This window comes from Janthinobacterium sp. Mn2066, from assembly GCF_049319705.1.
GTDB lineage: Bacteria > Pseudomonadota > Gammaproteobacteria > Burkholderiales > Burkholderiaceae_D > Janthinobacterium.
Genome location: NZ_JBMOUF010000008.1, coordinates 298,764 through 315,591, shown reverse-complemented (window position 1 = coordinate 315,591; position 16,828 = coordinate 298,764). Strand labels below are relative to the sequence as shown.

The following is a 16,828-nucleotide window of genomic DNA, read 5'->3' as shown; positions in this document are numbered from 1 at the left end:
ACGAATCATTCGGCATATGTTTATGACTGTTCGGCGCCGCGCAATGACAATTTGATACCGGCTCCGGAGTGTCATAAACAAGCGTGAAAAAATTCGTTTGGGTGGAAATTTTTTGCCGATATAGTCAGCGCAGCTGAAGCGGCGGCTGGCCGTTTCGCCCATTCATACAACAGGAGCGTAGTCCATGACGTACAGAAATTTGGGACAGACCGGCATCAAGGTGTCGTCCTTGTGCCTCGGCACGATGATGTTTGGCGGCCAGACCGATGAGCAGGTCGCGCGCCGTATTACTGACAAGGCCTTCGAGCAGGGCGTCAATTTTATCGATACGGCCAACGTCTACAACGGCGGCCAGTCGGAAGAGGTGGTAGGGCGCTTGATCGCCGAACGGCGCAAGCAGTGGGTGCTGGCGACCAAATTCGTCAACCAGAATCCCGGCGCCAGCGGGCCGAATGACAAGGGGGCGTCGCGCAAGAATGTGATCCAGTCGGTCGACGCCAGCCTGAAGCGCCTGGGCACCGATTACATCGACCTGTTTTATCTGCACCGCGAAGACCATGAAACGCGTCCCGAAGAAACCGTGCGCGCCCTGAGTGACCTGGTCCAGGCTGGCAAGCTACGCTACTGGGGCGTGTCGAACCACCGGGCCTGGAAACTGGCTGAATTCGTGCGCACCGCCGATTTGCTGGGCGTCGACCGGCCTGCCGCCACGCAGCCATGCTACAACCTGGCGAACCGCCAGCCGGAAGCGGAGCATCTGTCGGCGGCCGAATACTATGGCGTCGGCGTGGTGTCATTCAGCCCGCTGGCGCGTGGCGTGCTGACCGGTAAATATGATCCGTCCCTGCCGCCGCCCGAAGGCAGCCGCGCCGGCCGTAACGACAAGCGCATCCACCAGACCGAGTGGCGGCCCGAGTCGCTGCAACTGGCGCAGCAGATCAAGCAGCACGCCGAGGCGCGCGGCATCAGCGCCGGGCAGTTTGCGCTGGCCTGGGTATTGAACAACCAGCTGGTTACATCGGCCATTACCGGCCCGCGCACGGAAGAACAATGGGATGACTACCTGCCCGCTTTGCAGTATCAATTTACTGCTGAAGACGAGGCGCTGGTCGACAGCCTGGTGGTGACCGGCCACCCATCGACGCCGGGCTTCAATGACCCCAGCCATGTGATTGTCGGCCGCAAGCCGCGTTTTGGCAGCTAAGCATTAAAGAAGGCAGGCGCGCGGCGCCTGCCAGCCGGTTTGCTACAGACGCAGGCCCGCCTGCTTCATCAGCGGCAGCACCCGCTCGCCGAAAAATTCCAGGTCCGGCTTGAAGTCGAAGAAGCTGCACTGGATGCCGTCGATGCCGGCCTCCTTGAGGGCGACGATCTGTTCGACGATCTGTTCCGGGCTGCCGATCAGACGGATATTGCCGCCCACCGCGCGCGCCGCATCCTGGCCATTGTCCTTGCGGCCACGCCAGGCGTGCGCATCGCTATTAAAATTCTGCATGCTGGCGACCGGGTCGACATGGGCCACGATCGCGTCATGGTAGGCCCATGCTTCCTGTTCCGTTTCGCGGCAGACGATCATCGGGTTGATCAGCGTGCGCAGCTTGCGGCCGACGGCGGCGCCGGCCGCCTTGACCTTGGCCGTATGGGCCGGCAGCGAAGCCAGCGCTTCGGCAATCGCGCCGCCGCCCGGGCTGGTGATGAATACCAGGTCGGAATGGCGGGCGGCGAAATCGATGCCGGCGTCCGAGCCGGTGGCATTGACCAGCAGCGGCCGGCCGTACTGCGGCCGCGGCGTGACGAAGGCCTTGTCCAGCTTCCACGACGACAGCGCCGGCGTGACCGAATAATTATCGTCGGCTGCCCACAGGTGTTGCGCGGCGTCGAGGAATTCGGCCGCCATCGCATAGCGGTGGTCGTGTTCGATGCGCTGCCAGCCGAACATCTCATGCTCGACGGCGCGGTGGCCGGTGACGACGTTGATGCCCCAGCGGCCTTTCGAGACGTGGTCCAGCGTGGCGCAGTATTTGGCGAAGTGCAGCGGGTGCCATGGACCGTACAGCACGTGCGTGGTGGCCACCAGGATGATGCGTTTGGTGACGGCCGTCATCGCTGCCAGCGAGGTAAACGAGTCGATTGCCTCGCCATTGAAAACGCCGCCGTAGCCGCCCTTGGGCAGCCATTGCGACAGCGCGAACGCCAGGTCGAAACCGAATTCCTCGGCCCGCTGCACCAGCGCCAGGTTGTAATCGAAGCTCCAGCTGGTGCTGCGCTCCAGGTGCGAAGCGCTCCAGCCGCCGGCCTGGATCGGCAAAAACAGGCCCAGCATCATCGGCTGGCGCAGGATTTGCGATACCGGGCTGTCGGGGAAGTCGGCTGGCGCGGCAAAGCTGCTGGCAGTGGAGGGAGTGGTGGCGGTGGCAAGCGGCATGAGGTTTTCCGTAAGATGGGGGTGGATCACAGTGCAAAGCGGTAAAACGAAAATGGCAGCGATGCTTCGCGCGCTGGCGGTGACTGCTGTTGCTGGCCTTGGCCTATGCTGGCGGCAAAGGCCGAGGTAGGGACGGCGGCGATCAGGCTGCGCGTGTAGGGATTGACGGGGTTGCGCCAGATGCTGCGATGGTCGCCGCTTTCGACGATTTTCCCGCCATTCATCACCAGCACGCGGTCGGCGATGTAGCGCACCACCGATAAATCGTGCGAAATGAACAGGTAGGACAAGCCCAATTCCTGCTTCAGGTCGACCAGCAGGTTCAGGATTTGCGCCTGCACCGACACGTCCAGCGCCGACACGGGTTCATCGCAGATCAACAGCGACGGTTGCAGCACCAGCGCGCGGGCGATGCCGATGCGCTGGCGCTGGCCGCCCGAGAATTCATGCGCAAAGCGCCGCAGCGCCGTGGCCGGCAAGCCGACCCGGTCGATGATGCTGCTGGCGCGCCGTGCGCGTTCGGCCCGGTCGGTCACGCCATGCACGCGCAGCGCGCTGTCGAGGATATCGGCCACGCTGTGGCGCGGGTTCAGCGAGGCATACGGATCCTGGAAGATCATTTGCGCCTGGCGCCGGAATGGTTGCAGCTGGCGCTGGCCCAGGCGGCTGATGTCGCTGCCCTTGAACAGGATCTGCCCGGCCGATGGATCGATCAGGCGCAAGATGGTTTTGCCCAGGGTCGATTTGCCGCAACCCGATTCGCCCACCAGGCCCACCGTTTCGCCGGCGGCGATATCGAAGGACACGCCATCGACGGCCCGTACCAGGCCGTGCTCCGATGGGTAGTGCGTTTCCAGTTTGAGCAGTTGCAGCAGCGGCTGGCCCTGGGTTTCCGCTTGTGCCGCTTGTGCCGGCGCAGGCTTGCCGTGGCTGAGGCTAAAGCTGCGCTGGCCACTGCGCGGGTCGGTGCCGGCATGGACTTCCATCAGCCGCTGCTGGCGGTAGTGCAGTTCGCGCTCCAGGGTCAGCGAGGCGCCCAGCAAGCCGCGCGTGTAAGCGTGTTGCGGTTGGGTGAAGAGTTGTCCGGTGGTGCCCTGTTCCAGTTTTTCGCCGCCATACATCACGGCCACCCGGTCCGCCCATTGGCCGACCACGCCCAGGTCGTGCGTGATCAAGAGCAGCGCCATGTCGAATTCGCGCCGCAAGGTATCGAGCAATTCGAGTATCTGCGCCTGGATCGTGACGTCCAGCGCGGTGGTCGGTTCGTCGGCGATCAGCAGGCGCGGGCGGCAGGCTACCGCCATCGCGATCATCACGCGCTGGCGCTGGCCGCCCGATAACTGGTGCGGATAATCGTCGATGCGGCGCCGGGGTTCGGGCAGCTTGACCAGGTCCAGCAATTCGATCGCGCGCTGGCGTGCCGCCGCTGCCGATTGCCGCTGGTGCAGCCGCAGTACTTCGGTGATTTGCTGGCCGATGGTCAGCACCGGATTGAGCGAGGTCATCGGCTCCTGGAATATCATCGAGACCGCGTTGCCGCGCAGCGCGCGCAGGGCTGGCGGCGACAAGGCCAGCAAATCCTGCCCTTCGAACAGCACCTGGCCCTGGATGCGGGCGCTGGCCGGCAGCAGCCGCATCAAGGCCAGCGCGGTGCTCGACTTGCCGCAACCCGATTCGCCCACCAGCGCCAGGGTCTCGCCGGCGGCGATGGAAAAATCGAGGCTGCGCACGGCGTGGTGGGCGCCAAAATGGACGTCCAGCTTGTTTACTTCCAGCAGCAGGCTCATTCGGACCGGCTCCGCAGGCGTGGGTTCAGCGCGTCGTTCAAGCCGTCGCCCACCAGGTTCAGGGATAGCACCGCGACGATGATCGCGCTGCCGGGAATTGCCGTCAAATACCAGGCGCTGCGCAGCATCTCGCGGCCGCTGCCGATCAGGCTGCCCCAGCTGACCCGGTTCGGGTCGCCCAGGCCGAGGAAGGACAGCGCGGACTCCATCAGGATGGCGGTGGCGATCATCACCGAGGTGGCGACGATCACCGGCGGCAGGGCATTGGGCAGGATTTCGATAAAGATGATGCGGCTGTCGCCGTAGCCGAGGCTGCGCGCGGCCAGCACGAAGTCGCGCTGTTTCAGCGAGCGGAATTCGGCCCGCACCAGCCGCGCCACCGTGGTCCACGACGTGATGCCGATGGTCAGTGCGATCACGGCGATGGTGGGCGGCACGATGGAAATGATCACGATCATCAGCAAAAAGGAGGGCGTGGCCTGGAACAGCTCCATCAGCCGCACCAGCACACTGTCGACGCGGCCGCCGAAATAGCCGGCGCAGGCGCCGATCAGGGTGCCGATCGACAGACCGATGGCGGCGGCCGCAACGCCGATCAGCAGCGAGGCGCGGGCGCCATGCAGGATGCCGGCCAGCATATCGCGCCCCAGCGAGTCGGTGCCCAGCCAGTACTGGGCATCCTGTCCCGGCCACAGCAGTGGCTGCGCCACCATGTCGAGCGGATCGCCCGGATACAGATAGGGCGCGGCCAGCGCCATCAGCACGATCAGCAGCAGCAGAACGGTGCCCGTCATCGCAGCCGGATTGCGCAGGTAGCGGCGCAGGGCCGGGTACGACCGGCGCTGTACGGCTGGCGCAGCTGGCGTATCGGGCGCTGGCACTGCTTGCGGCGCCGTTCTTGGCGGGGCGATACGGATGCGCAGATTATGCGGATTCGGCGGTCTGATTGGGCTTGCCGATGCTATTGGCTGCGGGGGATTGATAATCGTCGTCGGTTCCATCGTTTCAAGCCTTGATGCGGGGGTCCAGCCAGACGTGCAGCACGTCGACCAGCAGGTTGGCGAAGATCACCATGAACGAGGACAGCAGCAGTACGCCCAGCGATACGGCGTAGTCGCGACCCTGCACCGCTTCGAGCGCCAGCCGGCCCAGTCCCGGCCAGCTGAAGACGGTTTCGATGACCACCGCGCCGCCCAGCAGATTGCCGAGGTGGATGCCGGCCACCGTGGTCACGGGAATGAGCGCGTTGCGCAGCACGTGGCGCAGCTGGATGACCAGCGGATGCAGGCCCTTCGCCTCGGCCGTGCGTACATAATCCTGCGTTTGCACTTCCAGCATCGCGGCCCGCGTCAGGCGCGCATAGATGGCGATGAAGACGCTGGACAGGGCCAGCGCCGGCAGCAGCGCGTGGCTGATGCGGTCGCGCAGGGCGTCCCATCCGCCCAGCGCGGCGCCGATGGTGACGCTGCCGTCGCTGGGCAGCCAGCCCAGGTGCACTGAAAACAGCACTACCGCCATCAGGCCGATCCAGAAGCCTGGCGTCGAATACAGCAGCAGCGACAGGAGCGACAGCACGCGGTCCGGCCACCGGCCAGCCCAGGTTGCCATCACCACGCCGCACAGGATGCCCAGCACGACCGAAATCACCAGCGCGCTGGCCATCAGCAGCAAGGTGTTGGGCAGGCGGCTCCAGATCAGCTCCATCACCGGCATATTGAAGCGCGGTGAAAAACCGAGGCTGAAATGGGCCAGGTGATTCAGGTAGTTCAGCAACTGCTGCCACAGCGGCAGGTCCAGGCCGAAGTGATTGCGCATCATCGCCATGGTTTCCGCCGTGGCCGAACCCGATTCACCGGCCAGCACGTCGGCTGCGTCGCCCGGCACCAGTTGCAGCAGCAGGAAGTTGAGGATGAGGATGCCGAGCGCGGTCGGCAGCGCGTACAGCAGCGCGCGCCGCAGGGCCTTGAGCAGACGTGGCAGGCGGTTCATGGTGTGCAATTCATGGTGTCAGATTCATGGCGATAAATACAGCGTGGCGAAATTGCCATCGAGGCCATTCGGCGTCGGCGTATGGTCGTGCACCCGCTTGTTAAACAGCGTCGCCTGCTGCGGCCCTACCAGGTTGATGTCGGGCAGTTGCTGGCCCACGATCTGCTGGATTTGCGTGAACTGGGCCAGCCGTTTGGCCTGGTCCGTTTCCACCGCCGCCAGCGCGAACAAACGGTCTACCTCGGCATTGCTGAAGTGCGAGGCATTGGTGAACGGCACGCCCTGGCGGTAGCCTTGCGACCAGTACAGCCGCTGCACGCCGACGGTCGGATCGAACAGGTTGCTCATGCCGTTGACGACGAAATCGAACTGGCGGTCGGTATAGACGCGCTTCAGGTAGGCTGGCAAATCCTGGGCGCGGATGGTGACGGCGATGCCGATGCGCGCCAGTGCCGACTTGACATAGCTGGCCGTGCGCGCTGGCGTGTCGCCGATCGGCAGCGGGTCCAGGGTCAGCGTGAAACGGTTGCCATCGGTCCGGCGCGGATAGCCTGCCTGGTCGAGCAGGGCATTGGCTTGCTTCAGGTCGAAGGGATACGGTGACGGCGCAGCGCTGAAGTAGGGACTGCCGGGCAGGATGGGGCCGTGGATCACTGTGGCGTAGCCATAAAATACGGCGCTCTTGATGATTTCGCGTTGCAGCGCGTGGGCGATCGCCTGGCGCACCGCCAGCTTGGCCAGTATTGGCTGGTCGAGATTGAATTCCAGCCGCAGCGGACCGGCCTCGAACTGGTAGCCCGACGTTTCCACACCCAGGGTCGGGTTGTTTTTCAGGCGCGCCAGGTCGCCCAGCGGCACCGGTGTGTCGCCGCCCAGGTCGACGCTGCCATTTTCGAAGGCGATCGCGCGCCCGGCCGCATCGGGAATGAACTTGACGATGATCTTGTCCAGGTAGGGACGGGGCTTGTCCCAGTAGTCGGGGTTGCGCACATACTCGATATAACTGCCGCGCACCCATTTGGAGAATTTGAACGGGCCGGTGCCGATCGGCGCGATGTTATTGGGATTCGACAGCGCGTCGCCATGCTCGTAAATATGCCTGGGGATGATGGGCGACTCGGATGCGGCAAAGGCCTTGATCAGGTAGGGCGCCGGCTGCGACAGTTCCAGCACCACCGTGTACGGGTCCGGCGTGCGTACCGCCGTCAGATTGGCGAAGGTGCTCTTGCCGCGCGGGTGGATTTTTTTCAGCAGCTCCAGCGAAAACGCCACGTCGGCCGACGTGAACGGCTTGCCGTCATGCCATTTGACGCCGCGGCGCAAGGTGAAGGTATAGCGTTTGCCATCGGGGCTGATGCTCCAGGCGGTGGCCAGCTGCGGCGTCGGGTTGAAGTTGAAATCGTAGGCCAGCAAGCCTTCAGTGACCTTGCTGCTCACTTTCAGCACGGGCACTGCGCTGGTGGCCAGGTTTACCAGCGATGGCGGTTCCGGCGTGACGACGAAATTGAGCGTGCCGCCGGCGACGCGAGCGGCCGATGTTGCTGGTGCTGCGCTGCTGGCAAAGGCCATGCAGAATAGCGCGGTGGCGCAGGAGCGGCGTAAATAGCGGGGCATGTGCGGTGGGCTCTTTCCGGTAGCAGGAATGAATCAGGCGGCCAGTTCGGTTTTGACACCGTCACGGCGGGTTTCGAGCAGTTGCAGCGCTTGCTGCAGCGGTTGCGGGTCTATCCACGCCTGCAGGTCGAAGTCGGCCGGCAGGTAGCCGCTGCCATGCAAAAATTGCTTGAAGTTGTCGAGCGCCGCCACCGATTCCGGCGCCAGGTCGATATGCAGGTGGTGGTGCAGCCTGGGGCCATACGCATGGCGCACCCACAGTTCGGGGCTCTTGGTTTCGCGTGCGATATAGGCAGTCGTTTCGGTGGGATGCGCCTCTGCCCAGCGGCCGGCGGCGATGGTGCGCGCCAGCACCCGGGCCACCAGGTCGGGGCGTGCGTCGAGCAGCGCCTGGTCGACGGTCAGGGGGCGCGGTGCGCCGTTATTCGCATGCAGCAAGCGATTGGTTTGCTGGCTGATGTCGACGATCACGTCCGCCTGCGCCAGGTTGGCGGCGGCCAGGCCGGTCGCGCCCTTGGCAAACACCACATCGACTTCGCCGCTGATCAGCGCATGCACTTCGCGGCTGAATTCTTGCTGGCCATGCGTGCGCAGCAGGCGTGCAAAACCCTGTTCATCGACCGGCTTGGCATCGGCCAGCCCCAGTGGCGCATAAGGCAGGTCGACCAGTTTCACATCGTCGAGCGTCAGGCCGGCCACGTCGAGCAGGGTGCCGAAGCCGCGCAGGGCGGTGGCGCGGTGGAAGTCGACCACCCCGGAGGAGAGGTTTTTCGGCAGGCCGAAACGTTTGCCGCGCAATTGCTCCACGCTGGCGATGCCGCTGCCGCGCAAGGCCAGCAAGCCCTGGAATTCATCGACCCAGGTCAGGCCGATCACGCGCGTGGCCGCGCCCGAGGAGCGCGCCCACAGCGCCGGGATATTGCCGCCCTGGCGGAACGAATGCGGCTGCGAGTGGGTGAAGTGCGAGCGCCGTATCTGTGGGTCGTCGGCATCTTGCAAGGCCTTGATATGCAGGCCGTCGGCGGCGAATTCCTGCGCCAGCCAGCCTTGCTGGATGGCGATGCCGAGTGGCGTAGGGGCTGGGCAGCGGGTGTACCAGAGCGTATCGATGGTGGTGGACATGGCAGGTGCTCCTGTGTAGATGGTCGGTGATTGGGGTGGGCGGTGGATGGCTGCCGGGGCGCTGGCGTCGCTGGCCAGCGCGGCATCGCGATGCAGTTCCCGGTCGATGGCCTGGCGTGTCAGCTGCGGCGCAAAATGGCGGATGAATTCATAGGTGTAGCTGCGCAGGTAGGCGCCGCGCCGCACGGCCAGCCAGGTGGTGCTGGCGGCGAACAAATGGCCGGCGTCGAGCGCCCGCAAGCCGGCGTCGTGTTCGGCGTCGAACGCCACCGATGCCAGCACGCCGACCCCCAGGCCGAGCCGCACATAGTCCTTGATGACGTCGGAATCCATCGCCGTCAGCGCCACATCGGGGATCAAACCGCTGGCGGAAAACGCCTGTTCGATATGGCGCCGGCCGGTAAAGCCATGGTCGTAGGTCAGCAGCGGGAATTGCACCAGGGCGCGCAGGGTCAGCGCTCCCAGTTCCAGCAGCGGGTGGCCGTCCGGCACCAGCACCAGGTGGCTCCAGCGATAGCAGGGGAAGGCGGCCAGTTCCGGATAGGCCGCCAGGCTTTCGGTGGCGATGCCGATATCTGCCTTGCCCGCAATGACCGACTTCGCGATATCTTCCGGCGTGTTTTGCTGCAGCGCGACGCGTACTTCCGGAAAGGCGCCGCGGAACCCCAGCATCGCCTGCGGCAGCGCGTAGCGGGCCTGGGTATGGGTGGTGGAAATGGCCAGCACGCCGCTGGCGAGCGTCGTATAGTCGGCACTGGCGCCCTGCAGCTTGTCGGCTTCGACCAGCAGGCGCTCCACGATCGGCAAGATGGCCCGGCCCGATTCGCTCAGGCCCGTGATGCGCTTGTTGCTGCGTTCGAAAATGGCGAATCCCATCTCTTCTTCCATATCGCGCACATGGCGGCTGATGCCCGGTTGGGTCATGCCCAGGGCGCTGGCCATCTGGGTCAGGTTGAAACTGTGGCGTGGCAGTTCGAGGATGGTCCGTAATTGTTGAAAATTCATCGAAGTTCTCATATCGCGCCCCTGTCGGAAGCACGGCTTGCCTCTATAAAATTTGCCACGCAATGCGCTCCTGCCGTGATGCTGGCGGCGCCGCAAGGCTTTCAACACACAAGCCTAAAGCGGGGTACAACAGATGAGAACGAAGCTTTTTGGCGCCGCATATCTGTTTTTGTCATGGTGTGACGGCCGTATTGCCAGGGCGCCTGAAACACATATGCATATGCGCCGGGGCGCTGTTTTTTTGAAAATGAACACGGTATTTCAGGCCCGCCAACGTCGTTTCCTGGTGTAATTGGCAAGCATCTGGCCCGCCTCTTTTTTACAAAGTGGATGAAGATAGTTGCAGGGGGCATGTGGACGCTTGCCAACAGATGTGTTGTTTTTAGAGGCGGGAAGCTTGTGGCGTCTGCCGGATATCCGGCAAGTGGCCGGATTGCCAGCGCTGGGCCGGATATTATTGCAAGTAAGTCAAGCCAGGCTGCTGTGAACCACAGGCAGTGGCAGCTTGACGATATACTCACATTTCCATGGCGAAACTGGCCTACTTACTTAAATCTTGAAAGAGTGTCGATGAAAGCTTTGTTTGTGTTGCTGTTCGTATCCGGTGCGGCCCTGGCGGATGATGCCGCTATGTTGCAATGCCGTTCCATCGCTGATGTTGCTGGCCGCGTGGCATGTTATGACGCTATTCCTTTGGGCACGGCTGCACCTGCCGCCGCTGCAGCCGTGGTGGCGCCGACGCCTGCGCAGCGCGAACAGAGTTTTGGCATGGAAACGATCAAGCCTGCCAAAGCGGCCGTGGCAGAAGACAATTCGATCAGCAGCACCATCGCCGGCAAGTTTGACGGCTGGAGTGGCAATGCACTGATTAAGCTGAGCAATGGCCAGGTATGGCGCATCGTCGACGGCAGTTCGGCCGTGTTATCGCCGATGAACAATCCGGCAGTGACGGTCGAGCGCAACTTCGTCGGCACCTTCTTCCTGAAGATCGAAGGCACGAATAATTCGCCGAAGGTGCGCCGCGTGCAATAAATTAGTCTGGGTCTGCTGCATCATGCCAGACGATGCGTCCATTGCCCGCTTCGTCCAGGCGCGCCAGCAGGGCGTCGGCGGCGTTGTCGGCCAGGCTGAAATCGAATAGCACGGCCTGACCATGCTGGACTTCCAGCAAGGTGGCGCCGGCCGCGTCGAGTTCGCGGCGCAGCATGCCTTCCATGGCGTACGGCAGCGCGCAGCGTAGCGCGCGCTGGCGCACGATGGCCGTTTTTTCTGCCTGCAGCAGCGCCTGCGCCACGCTGTCGGTATAAGCGCGCACCAGTCCGCCCGCCCCCAGCTTCACGCCGCCGAAATACCGCACCACGGTCGCCAGCACGCCTTCCAGGTCCTGGTGGCGCAGCACATCGAGCATGGGCCGCCCGGCCGTGCCGCTCGGTTCGCCATCATCGACGGCTGCCGATTGTCCACCGGCCAGCAGCGCCCAGCACACATGGCAGGCGCCCGGATGCTGCGCCTTCAGGCCATTGACCACCTGTTGCGCGCTGGCCCGGTCCGTCATGGGCTGCACGCAGCCGATAAAACGGCTTTTCTTGATGATCAGTTCGCTGTGGACAGGCGTGGCAATGGTGGACGGCATAAGGGACAGAGCGGAGGGCAAAGCAGCATGATAGAGGAAATGCACGCGGCGGACGAGGCTGGACGGATTACGCTGCCGGCCTTGACACCAGTTCGCGCAGCTTCGCATCGCGCACCTGCAATAGATCAAACAGACCCAGCGCCTGCAGGGCCGGCAGCGCCTCGACGATGTCGCGCTCCGCATCCTTGCGTTGTTCCGCATTGCTGGCCGGATCCAGCCAGGCGCGGGCGTTAAACAGGAAAGCACCCACCGTGCCCTTGCGCACGCTCACGCCATTGAATTGCCCCTGGTTCTGTTCGTCGGGTAAAAGGTCTGTTGCACGCATGATGGACTCCTGTGGTGGTTGAAAGACTCCACTGTATGATGTGGTGATTGTCTTGTCTGCCTTGTTTATGTCTATCGATACGCCAAATCAGCCAACGCTGCTGCCTGTGCCACTGTATGCCATGCTGATTTCCCAGCCGCAGGAAAGGCTGACGCCAGCGCATCGCCATGCCAGCGGCCAGCTGTTTGGCGCCGTGCGGGGCTTGCTGTCCATCGGCGCCGAGACGGCACAGTGGGCGGTGCCGGCCAGCCACTGCGTGTGGATGCCGCCCTATCACGTCCACTCCCTGCGCTCGCATGGCCCGTTTGCGGGCTGGAGCGTGTATATCGACGAGGCTGTTTGCGACGGCTTGCCCGCTGGACCCTGCGTGCTGCGCGTGTCCGAGCTGTTGCGTGCCGCCGTGGCGCGCGCCGCCAGCTGGAACGGTCAGGCGCCGGACGAGCGGCAGGCCAGGGTGGCGGGTGTGATCCTCGATGAAATCGCGGCCGCGCCGCAAGAAGCGCTGGGCTTGCCGCTACCTTCCGACCCGCGCTTGCTGCGGGTGGCGCGTGCCGTGCTGGACGACCTGGCGGGCGAACACAGTGTAGCTGCCCTGGCGGCCTGGGCCGGCCTGTCGCCGCGCACCCTGGTGCGCCGTTTCACGGCCGAAACAGGCTTCCACTTTTCCGCCTGGCGCCAGCGCGCCCGCATCCTGCGCGCCCTGGAATTGCTGGCCGCCGGCCAAGCCGTCACCCGCATCGCGCTGGACCTGGGCTACGACAATGTGAGCGCCTTCATCGCCATGTTCAAGCGCGTGATGGGCGTGACGCCAGGAAAGTACGGGGAAGGGCGGGAGTAGGCGGCTTGCACGGGCGGTACAACGAAAAAAGCCAACCGCAGGCGGTTGGCTTTTTCTTTACTGCAAATTCTTGGTAGGCCGTGCGGGATTCGAACCTGCGACCAACGGATTAAAAGTCCGCTGCTCTACCAGCTGAGCTAACGACCCAAGGGCGGCTATTATGACGGAAGCAAGCCGGTTTGGCAAGGTGTGGCTGCTGCTTTCGTGCCCCGATTTCTTCTTCGACATTTGTACTGCCCGCCCGACCACGACTCTTGAAAAGTGACACATTGCCGCTGGACCGCATGTCCAGTTTGCCGTGTTTTAGGTATCCAGGTTGGCTTGATTACGCACCCTGCCGGCGCAGGTCAGCTATCCGCCCTGAGTTGCCCTGCCATACCACTATACAAAGACATTAAATTGGTATGGTCTGCCCAAGCGGATATCTACGGGGCCGCTCCTCCAGGAAATGTGCTTGAAGAGGCTACTGGTATGCTCAGATCAATGACTTTATGAAACCACTTGACTGGCCATTGTTAGACTTGCATTCTGGCAACATCACTGATTTGTTTTTTTGGAAACCGCGCGATATCGCAGTGAACGCCACGCCTGGAGCGCCGGTACTTGACCTGCCGTCCGCTCGTTTTTGATATATCAACACCTTGAATATGGAGTCAGCTTTGAACCGAACGCTAATGAATAGTCTTATCGCCGGACTGGTGGGGGGCTCGCTGCTCGCCTGCGGCGGTGGCGATACGTCCTCGCCAGCGGGCACAACTGCATTGCTCGCTACTACAGCGGTATGTTATGCCGCCTGGTCGCCTGCCACTGCCTACAGTGGCGGCGCGACGGTGAGCTACAACGGCGTTAATTACAGGGCCGCGTATTGGACGCAAGGCAGCAATCCATCGACAAATAATGGTCCTGTTAACAGTGGCCAGCCGTGGATCGTCGATTCTGTTTGCGGTGGCGACACTACGCCGACGCCGACGCCTACTCCCGACCCGGGAGGCAGTTTTGCCGGCCTGTCAAAAGCTCAGTTCGAATCATGGTTCCCGAACCGCAGTTCGTTCTACCAATACGCCGACTTCGTCGCTGCAGCAGCTTACTATCCCAGCTTTGGCAAGTCGGGCAACGCGACTCTGAACAAGCAGGAAGTGGCCGCCTTCTTCGCCAACCTGCAGCACGAGTCGGACAACCTGAAGGCAGTCAGGGAATACAACACCGCCAACTGGCCCTTGTACTGCGATGTGAACTGGGTACAAGTCCCCTGCAAGAGCAATAATGTGGGCGACCAGTATTTCGGTCGTGGCCCGATCCAGATCAGCTGGACCTCAAATTACCGCAGTCTGGGCAACGCCATGGGGCTGGGCGAGCAACTGGTGAACAATCCGGAATTGTTGGCCACCAACGCCACCATCGCGTGGAGAAGTGCGATCTGGTACTGGATGACCCAACCTGGCCGCGCCGGGAGGTCGGCGCATGATTCGATGGTCGGCGGATACGGTTTCGGCCAGACCATCAATGCCATTAACGGCAATCGCGAATGCGTAGGCGGCACTGCGTATCAGGGGCCGGCCCAGATGCAGACCCGGGTGAATTACTACACGACCTTCACCCAGAACCTGGGGGTACCCACCGGTCCTAATCTGAGTTGCTGATAGGCACGGACTGAAGCTCAGGCCTGGAAAGTCAAAGGCGGCATCGCTATCCTGATGCCGCCTTTTTTCATATTGCTATCTTCGGACCTGGAAAGTTTCTCGATATCGATGCGAAGCGGCCCTGACCGGACATTTTCCGAAGCGGCCAGCGAACGACCGGAAAGAAAAAAGCCCACGAACCGAAATTCGTGGGCTTTTTCTTTGCTGCGTATTCTTGGTAGGCCGTGCGGGATTCGAACCTGCGACCAACGGATTAAAAGTCCGCTGCTCTACCAGCTGAGCTAACGACCCAAGGGGGCGCATTATGCAGGCTGGCGGGCGTTTTGGGAAGGGCTGGGCGGGCAGATGGGGGAAATTTTCCTTGCCTGTCTGCCAGACTATGTTTAATATGGGTAGGTAGTCTACCTATTTAGGTGATCCCATGTCCGACCATTCCCTACCTGATACACCGATTCCGGAGCGCGCGCTGGCGCTGTCCGACGAGCTACGGCTGGCCTTCAAGGGCTTGCTGCGTTCCATGCAGCGCGAAGGCGGCGAGATGGACGCCAACGTGTCGCTGATGCAATACATGCTGCTGGGCCTGATCCACGAACAGCCGGGCATCGGCGTGGCCGCCCTGGCGCGGGTGCAGAATGTGCGCGGGCCTACCATCAGTGCGCAGGTCAAGTCGCTGGAAGAGGCGGGGCTGGTCGAGCGCAGCGCGCCTGATCCGCAAGACCGCCGCCGTTCTGGTTTGCAAGTAACGCCGCAGGGCATGCACGTGGTCGAGACCTTGCGCGCACGCCGCCGCGATGCGCTGGCGCGGCGGATTGCCCGCCTGTCGCCGCAACAGATGGATGCGCTGGCCGCCGCCATGCAACCCCTCCTTACGATTGGACAGTCATGAGCAAGCAACTACACGCCGGTTCGGAAGAGCCCGTCACGCCGCGCGAAGTACGCGCCGTCTTTTTTGGCCTGATGGTCGTGATGGGCCTGGGCGCCCTGGACCAGAGCATCGTTGCCACGGCCTTGCCGCGCATCGTCAGTGATCTGGGCGGCATGGCGCATTTGTCGTGGGTGGTCACGGCCTATGTGCTGGCCTCGACCGCCACCATGCCCCTGTATGGCAAGCTGGCCGATCAATATGGCCGCCGCCCCATGATTTTTACCGCCCTGCTGACTTTCTTGCTGGGTTCGGCCCTGTGCGGGCTGGCGCAGAACATGACGGAACTGATCATTTTCCGCGCCATCCAGGGCCTGGGGGCGGGCGGCTTCATGCCGCTGGCGCAAATCATCATCGGCGACCTGGTGCCGCCAGGCGAGCGCGGCAAGCGCCAGGGCATGGTGCCCATCGTGTTTGCCGTGACCAGCGTGCTGGGCCCCGTGCTCGGTGGGGTCATCACCGACGCCCTGTCGTGGCACTGGATCTTTTATGTGAACCTGCCGATCGGCGTGGTGGCCTTCTTCATCATCGCGCGCGCCATGCGCAAACCGGTGCGCATGCATGCGCACAAGATCGATTACCTGGGATCATTCTTGCTGACGGGCACAATCACGGCGGCCCTGCTGGTACTGGCGCTGGGCGGCACCGAGTGGCCGTGGGATGCGCTGGCGATCAAGGTATCGATCGGCATTGCGGTGGTGATGGGCGGCTGGCTGGCCATGCATGTGGGCAGAGTCGATGAGCCCGTGCTGCCGCCGGACCTGTTCGAGAACCGCACCTTCAATATCGCCAGCCTGGTGATGGCGATGACTTTCATGGGCCTGATGGGCGCCAGCGTATTTTTCCCCCTGTTCTTCCAGCTGGTGATGGGCACCAGCCCGGCCGAATCGGGCGTGATGACGGTGGCGATGATGGTGGGCCTGGTGGTGTCGTCGATGTTCAATGGCCGGGTGCTGTCGCGTTCGGGCAAATACAAGATGGTGCAGGTGGTGGGCCTGGGCGGGGCGGTGCTGGCGTTTGCCGTGCTGGCCTGGGCCATGGAAACGGCGCAGGGCTATTGGGTGATCGAACCCGCCATCTTTTTGCTGGGCATGGGCTTGGGGCTGGTCATGCCGAACATGACGGTTGCCGTGCAGAATGCCTTGCCCCTGGCGCGGCGCGGCGTGGGCACGGCCATGCTGGCTTTCTTCCGTTCGCTGGGAGGCTTGCTGGGCGTGACGGGCTCTGGCGCCATCCTTGCGCACCAGCTGCATGCGCATGGCGTGCAAGCCGTATCGACCCTGGGGGCGCACGCGGCGCAGGCGCAAACGGTGGAAGTGTATCGCCACGCGATTGCCAGCGTGTTTGGCGCCGGCGCAGTCCTTCTGCTGCTGGGCCTGGTGGTGCTGCTGTTCTTGCCGGAATTGCCGTTGGAGGGGCATCCGGCGAATGCGAAAAAACCTGCTGCAGCAGGGGCTGGCTGATGTCTTCCAGCCGCCCGCAACGGGGAAGAGTTGCCATAACACTTGAATAGAGTGCTATTTGCCTG

At 63.1% G+C, this 16,828-nt stretch carries 14 protein-coding genes and 2 tRNA genes; 6 read left to right on the top strand and 10 right to left on the bottom strand.

Annotation, left to right across the window (positions count from 1 at the left end; translation table 11 throughout):
- Positions 1–184: 184 nt before the first annotated feature.
- A complete protein-coding gene (locus tag ACL9RI_RS17805) occupies positions 185–1,204 on the top strand; it encodes an aldo/keto reductase (protein WP_422727831.1) in 1,020 nt (339 codons plus the stop codon).
- Between the two features lie 42 nt (positions 1,205–1,246).
- Here ACL9RI_RS17805 and ACL9RI_RS17800 read toward each other — a convergent pair whose 3' ends face one another.
- The 6 genes from ACL9RI_RS17800 to ACL9RI_RS17775 form a co-directional block, all read right to left on the bottom strand.
- A complete protein-coding gene (locus ACL9RI_RS17800; protein WP_422727830.1) occupies positions 1,247–2,425 on the bottom strand; it encodes an LLM class flavin-dependent oxidoreductase in 1,179 nt (392 codons plus the stop codon).
- A 26-nt stretch (positions 2,426–2,451) separates the two neighbouring features.
- Entirely contained in the window at positions 2,452–4,212 is a 1,761-nt protein-coding gene (locus ACL9RI_RS17795; RefSeq protein ID WP_422727829.1) for an ABC transporter ATP-binding protein, read from the bottom strand.
- Positions 4,209–5,093 carry an ABC transporter permease gene (locus ACL9RI_RS17790; RefSeq protein ID WP_422727828.1) on the bottom strand — a complete coding sequence of 295 codons (885 nt, stop codon included), beginning with the start codon at positions 5,091–5,093 and terminating at the stop codon, positions 4,209–4,211. Before ACL9RI_RS17790 ends, ACL9RI_RS17795 begins: the two co-directional genes overlap by 4 nt.
- A gap of 124 nt (positions 5,094–5,217) precedes the next feature.
- Positions 5,218–6,201, bottom strand: coding sequence for an ABC transporter permease (locus ACL9RI_RS17785; protein ID WP_422727827.1), 984 nt, complete (start codon positions 6,199–6,201; stop codon positions 5,218–5,220).
- Positions 6,202–6,225: 24 nt separating this feature from the next.
- On the bottom strand, positions 6,226–7,815 hold the full coding sequence (locus ACL9RI_RS17780; protein WP_422727826.1) for an ABC transporter substrate-binding protein: 1,590 nt from the start codon (positions 7,813–7,815) through the stop codon (positions 6,226–6,228).
- 33 nt (positions 7,816–7,848) lie between these two features.
- Positions 7,849–9,942: a LysR substrate-binding domain-containing protein gene (locus ACL9RI_RS17775; protein ID WP_422727825.1), complete on the bottom strand. Its 2,094-nt coding sequence runs from the start codon at positions 9,940–9,942 to the stop codon at positions 7,849–7,851.
- A gap of 570 nt (positions 9,943–10,512) precedes the next feature.
- Between ACL9RI_RS17775 and ACL9RI_RS17770 the strand changes: the two genes are divergently transcribed.
- Positions 10,513–10,974, top strand: coding sequence for a hypothetical protein (locus tag ACL9RI_RS17770; protein ID WP_422727824.1), 462 nt, complete (start codon positions 10,513–10,515; stop codon positions 10,972–10,974).
- 1 nt (position 10,975) lies between these two features.
- Here the strand turns inward: ACL9RI_RS17770 and ACL9RI_RS17765 are convergent, their stop codons facing one another.
- Both ACL9RI_RS17765 and ACL9RI_RS17760 read right to left on the bottom strand, forming a co-directional pair.
- Positions 10,976–11,575: an IMPACT family protein gene (locus ACL9RI_RS17765; RefSeq protein ID WP_422727823.1), complete on the bottom strand. Its 600-nt coding sequence runs from the start codon at positions 11,573–11,575 to the stop codon at positions 10,976–10,978.
- 67 nt (positions 11,576–11,642) lie between these two features.
- Complete coding sequence (locus tag ACL9RI_RS17760; RefSeq protein ID WP_422727822.1) at positions 11,643–11,900, bottom strand: hypothetical protein; 258 nt, start codon at positions 11,898–11,900, stop codon at positions 11,643–11,645.
- 67 nt (positions 11,901–11,967) lie between these two features.
- Between ACL9RI_RS17760 and ACL9RI_RS17755 the strand changes: the two genes are divergently transcribed.
- Positions 11,968–12,738 (top strand): AraC family transcriptional regulator, encoded by a 771-nt coding sequence (locus ACL9RI_RS17755; RefSeq protein ID WP_422727821.1) that lies wholly within the window; start codon positions 11,968–11,970, stop codon positions 12,736–12,738.
- 71 nt (positions 12,739–12,809) lie between these two features.
- Here ACL9RI_RS17755 and ACL9RI_RS17750 read toward each other — a convergent pair.
- Positions 12,810–12,885, bottom strand: a tRNA-Lys gene (locus tag ACL9RI_RS17750).
- A gap of 527 nt (positions 12,886–13,412) precedes the next feature.
- Here ACL9RI_RS17750 and ACL9RI_RS17745 point away from each other — a divergent pair.
- Positions 13,413–14,378, top strand: coding sequence for a glycoside hydrolase family 19 protein (locus tag ACL9RI_RS17745; RefSeq protein WP_422727820.1), 966 nt, complete (start codon positions 13,413–13,415; stop codon positions 14,376–14,378).
- Between the two features lie 215 nt (positions 14,379–14,593).
- Here ACL9RI_RS17745 and ACL9RI_RS17740 read toward each other — a convergent pair.
- Positions 14,594–14,669: transfer RNA gene (locus ACL9RI_RS17740), tRNA-Lys, on the bottom strand.
- Between the two features lie 130 nt (positions 14,670–14,799).
- On the opposite strand from ACL9RI_RS17740, the gene ACL9RI_RS17735 reads away from it, so the two are divergent.
- Together ACL9RI_RS17735 and ACL9RI_RS17730 are read left to right on the top strand one after the other, a co-directional pair.
- The gene (locus tag ACL9RI_RS17735) at positions 14,800–15,264 is read left to right on the top strand and encodes a MarR family winged helix-turn-helix transcriptional regulator (RefSeq protein ID WP_422727819.1); all 465 of its coding nucleotides are present in this window, start codon (positions 14,800–14,802) and stop codon (positions 15,262–15,264) included.
- Complete coding sequence (locus ACL9RI_RS17730; protein WP_422727818.1) at positions 15,261–16,763, top strand: MDR family MFS transporter; 1,503 nt, start codon at positions 15,261–15,263, stop codon at positions 16,761–16,763. The genes ACL9RI_RS17735 and ACL9RI_RS17730 overlap by 4 nt, the downstream gene beginning before the upstream one ends.
- Positions 16,764–16,828 lie beyond the last annotated feature (65 nt).

What these genes read in the sequence shown, in the direction of transcription:
- ACL9RI_RS17805 (WP_422727831.1), top strand. Translation starts at nt 185, where the DNA reads ATGACGTACAGAAATTTGGGACAGACCGGCATCAAGGTGTCGTCCTTG.
- ACL9RI_RS17760 (WP_422727822.1), bottom strand. Translation starts at nt 11,900, where the DNA reads ATGCGTGCAACAGACCTTTTACCCGACGAACAGAACCAGGGGCAATTC.
- ACL9RI_RS17800 (WP_422727830.1), bottom strand. Translation starts at nt 2,425, where the DNA reads ATGCCGCTTGCCACCGCCACCACTCCCTCCACTGCCAGCAGCTTTGCC.
- ACL9RI_RS17755 (WP_422727821.1), top strand. Translation starts at nt 11,968, where the DNA reads ATGTCTATCGATACGCCAAATCAGCCAACGCTGCTGCCTGTGCCACTG.
- ACL9RI_RS17780 (WP_422727826.1), bottom strand. Translation starts at nt 7,815, where the DNA reads ATGCCCCGCTATTTACGCCGCTCCTGCGCCACCGCGCTATTCTGCATG.
- ACL9RI_RS17795 (WP_422727829.1), bottom strand. Translation starts at nt 4,212, where the DNA reads ATGAGCCTGCTGCTGGAAGTAAACAAGCTGGACGTCCATTTTGGCGCC.
- ACL9RI_RS17730 (WP_422727818.1), top strand. Translation starts at nt 15,261, where the DNA reads ATGAGCAAGCAACTACACGCCGGTTCGGAAGAGCCCGTCACGCCGCGC.
- ACL9RI_RS17770 (WP_422727824.1), top strand. Translation starts at nt 10,513, where the DNA reads ATGAAAGCTTTGTTTGTGTTGCTGTTCGTATCCGGTGCGGCCCTGGCG.
- ACL9RI_RS17735 (WP_422727819.1), top strand. Translation starts at nt 14,800, where the DNA reads ATGTCCGACCATTCCCTACCTGATACACCGATTCCGGAGCGCGCGCTG.
- ACL9RI_RS17775 (WP_422727825.1), bottom strand. Translation starts at nt 9,942, where the DNA reads ATGAATTTTCAACAATTACGGACCATCCTCGAACTGCCACGCCACAGT.
- ACL9RI_RS17765 (WP_422727823.1), bottom strand. Translation starts at nt 11,575, where the DNA reads ATGCCGTCCACCATTGCCACGCCTGTCCACAGCGAACTGATCATCAAG.
- ACL9RI_RS17745 (WP_422727820.1), top strand. Translation starts at nt 13,413, where the DNA reads ATGAATAGTCTTATCGCCGGACTGGTGGGGGGCTCGCTGCTCGCCTGC.
- ACL9RI_RS17785 (WP_422727827.1), bottom strand. Translation starts at nt 6,201, where the DNA reads ATGAACCGCCTGCCACGTCTGCTCAAGGCCCTGCGGCGCGCGCTGCTG.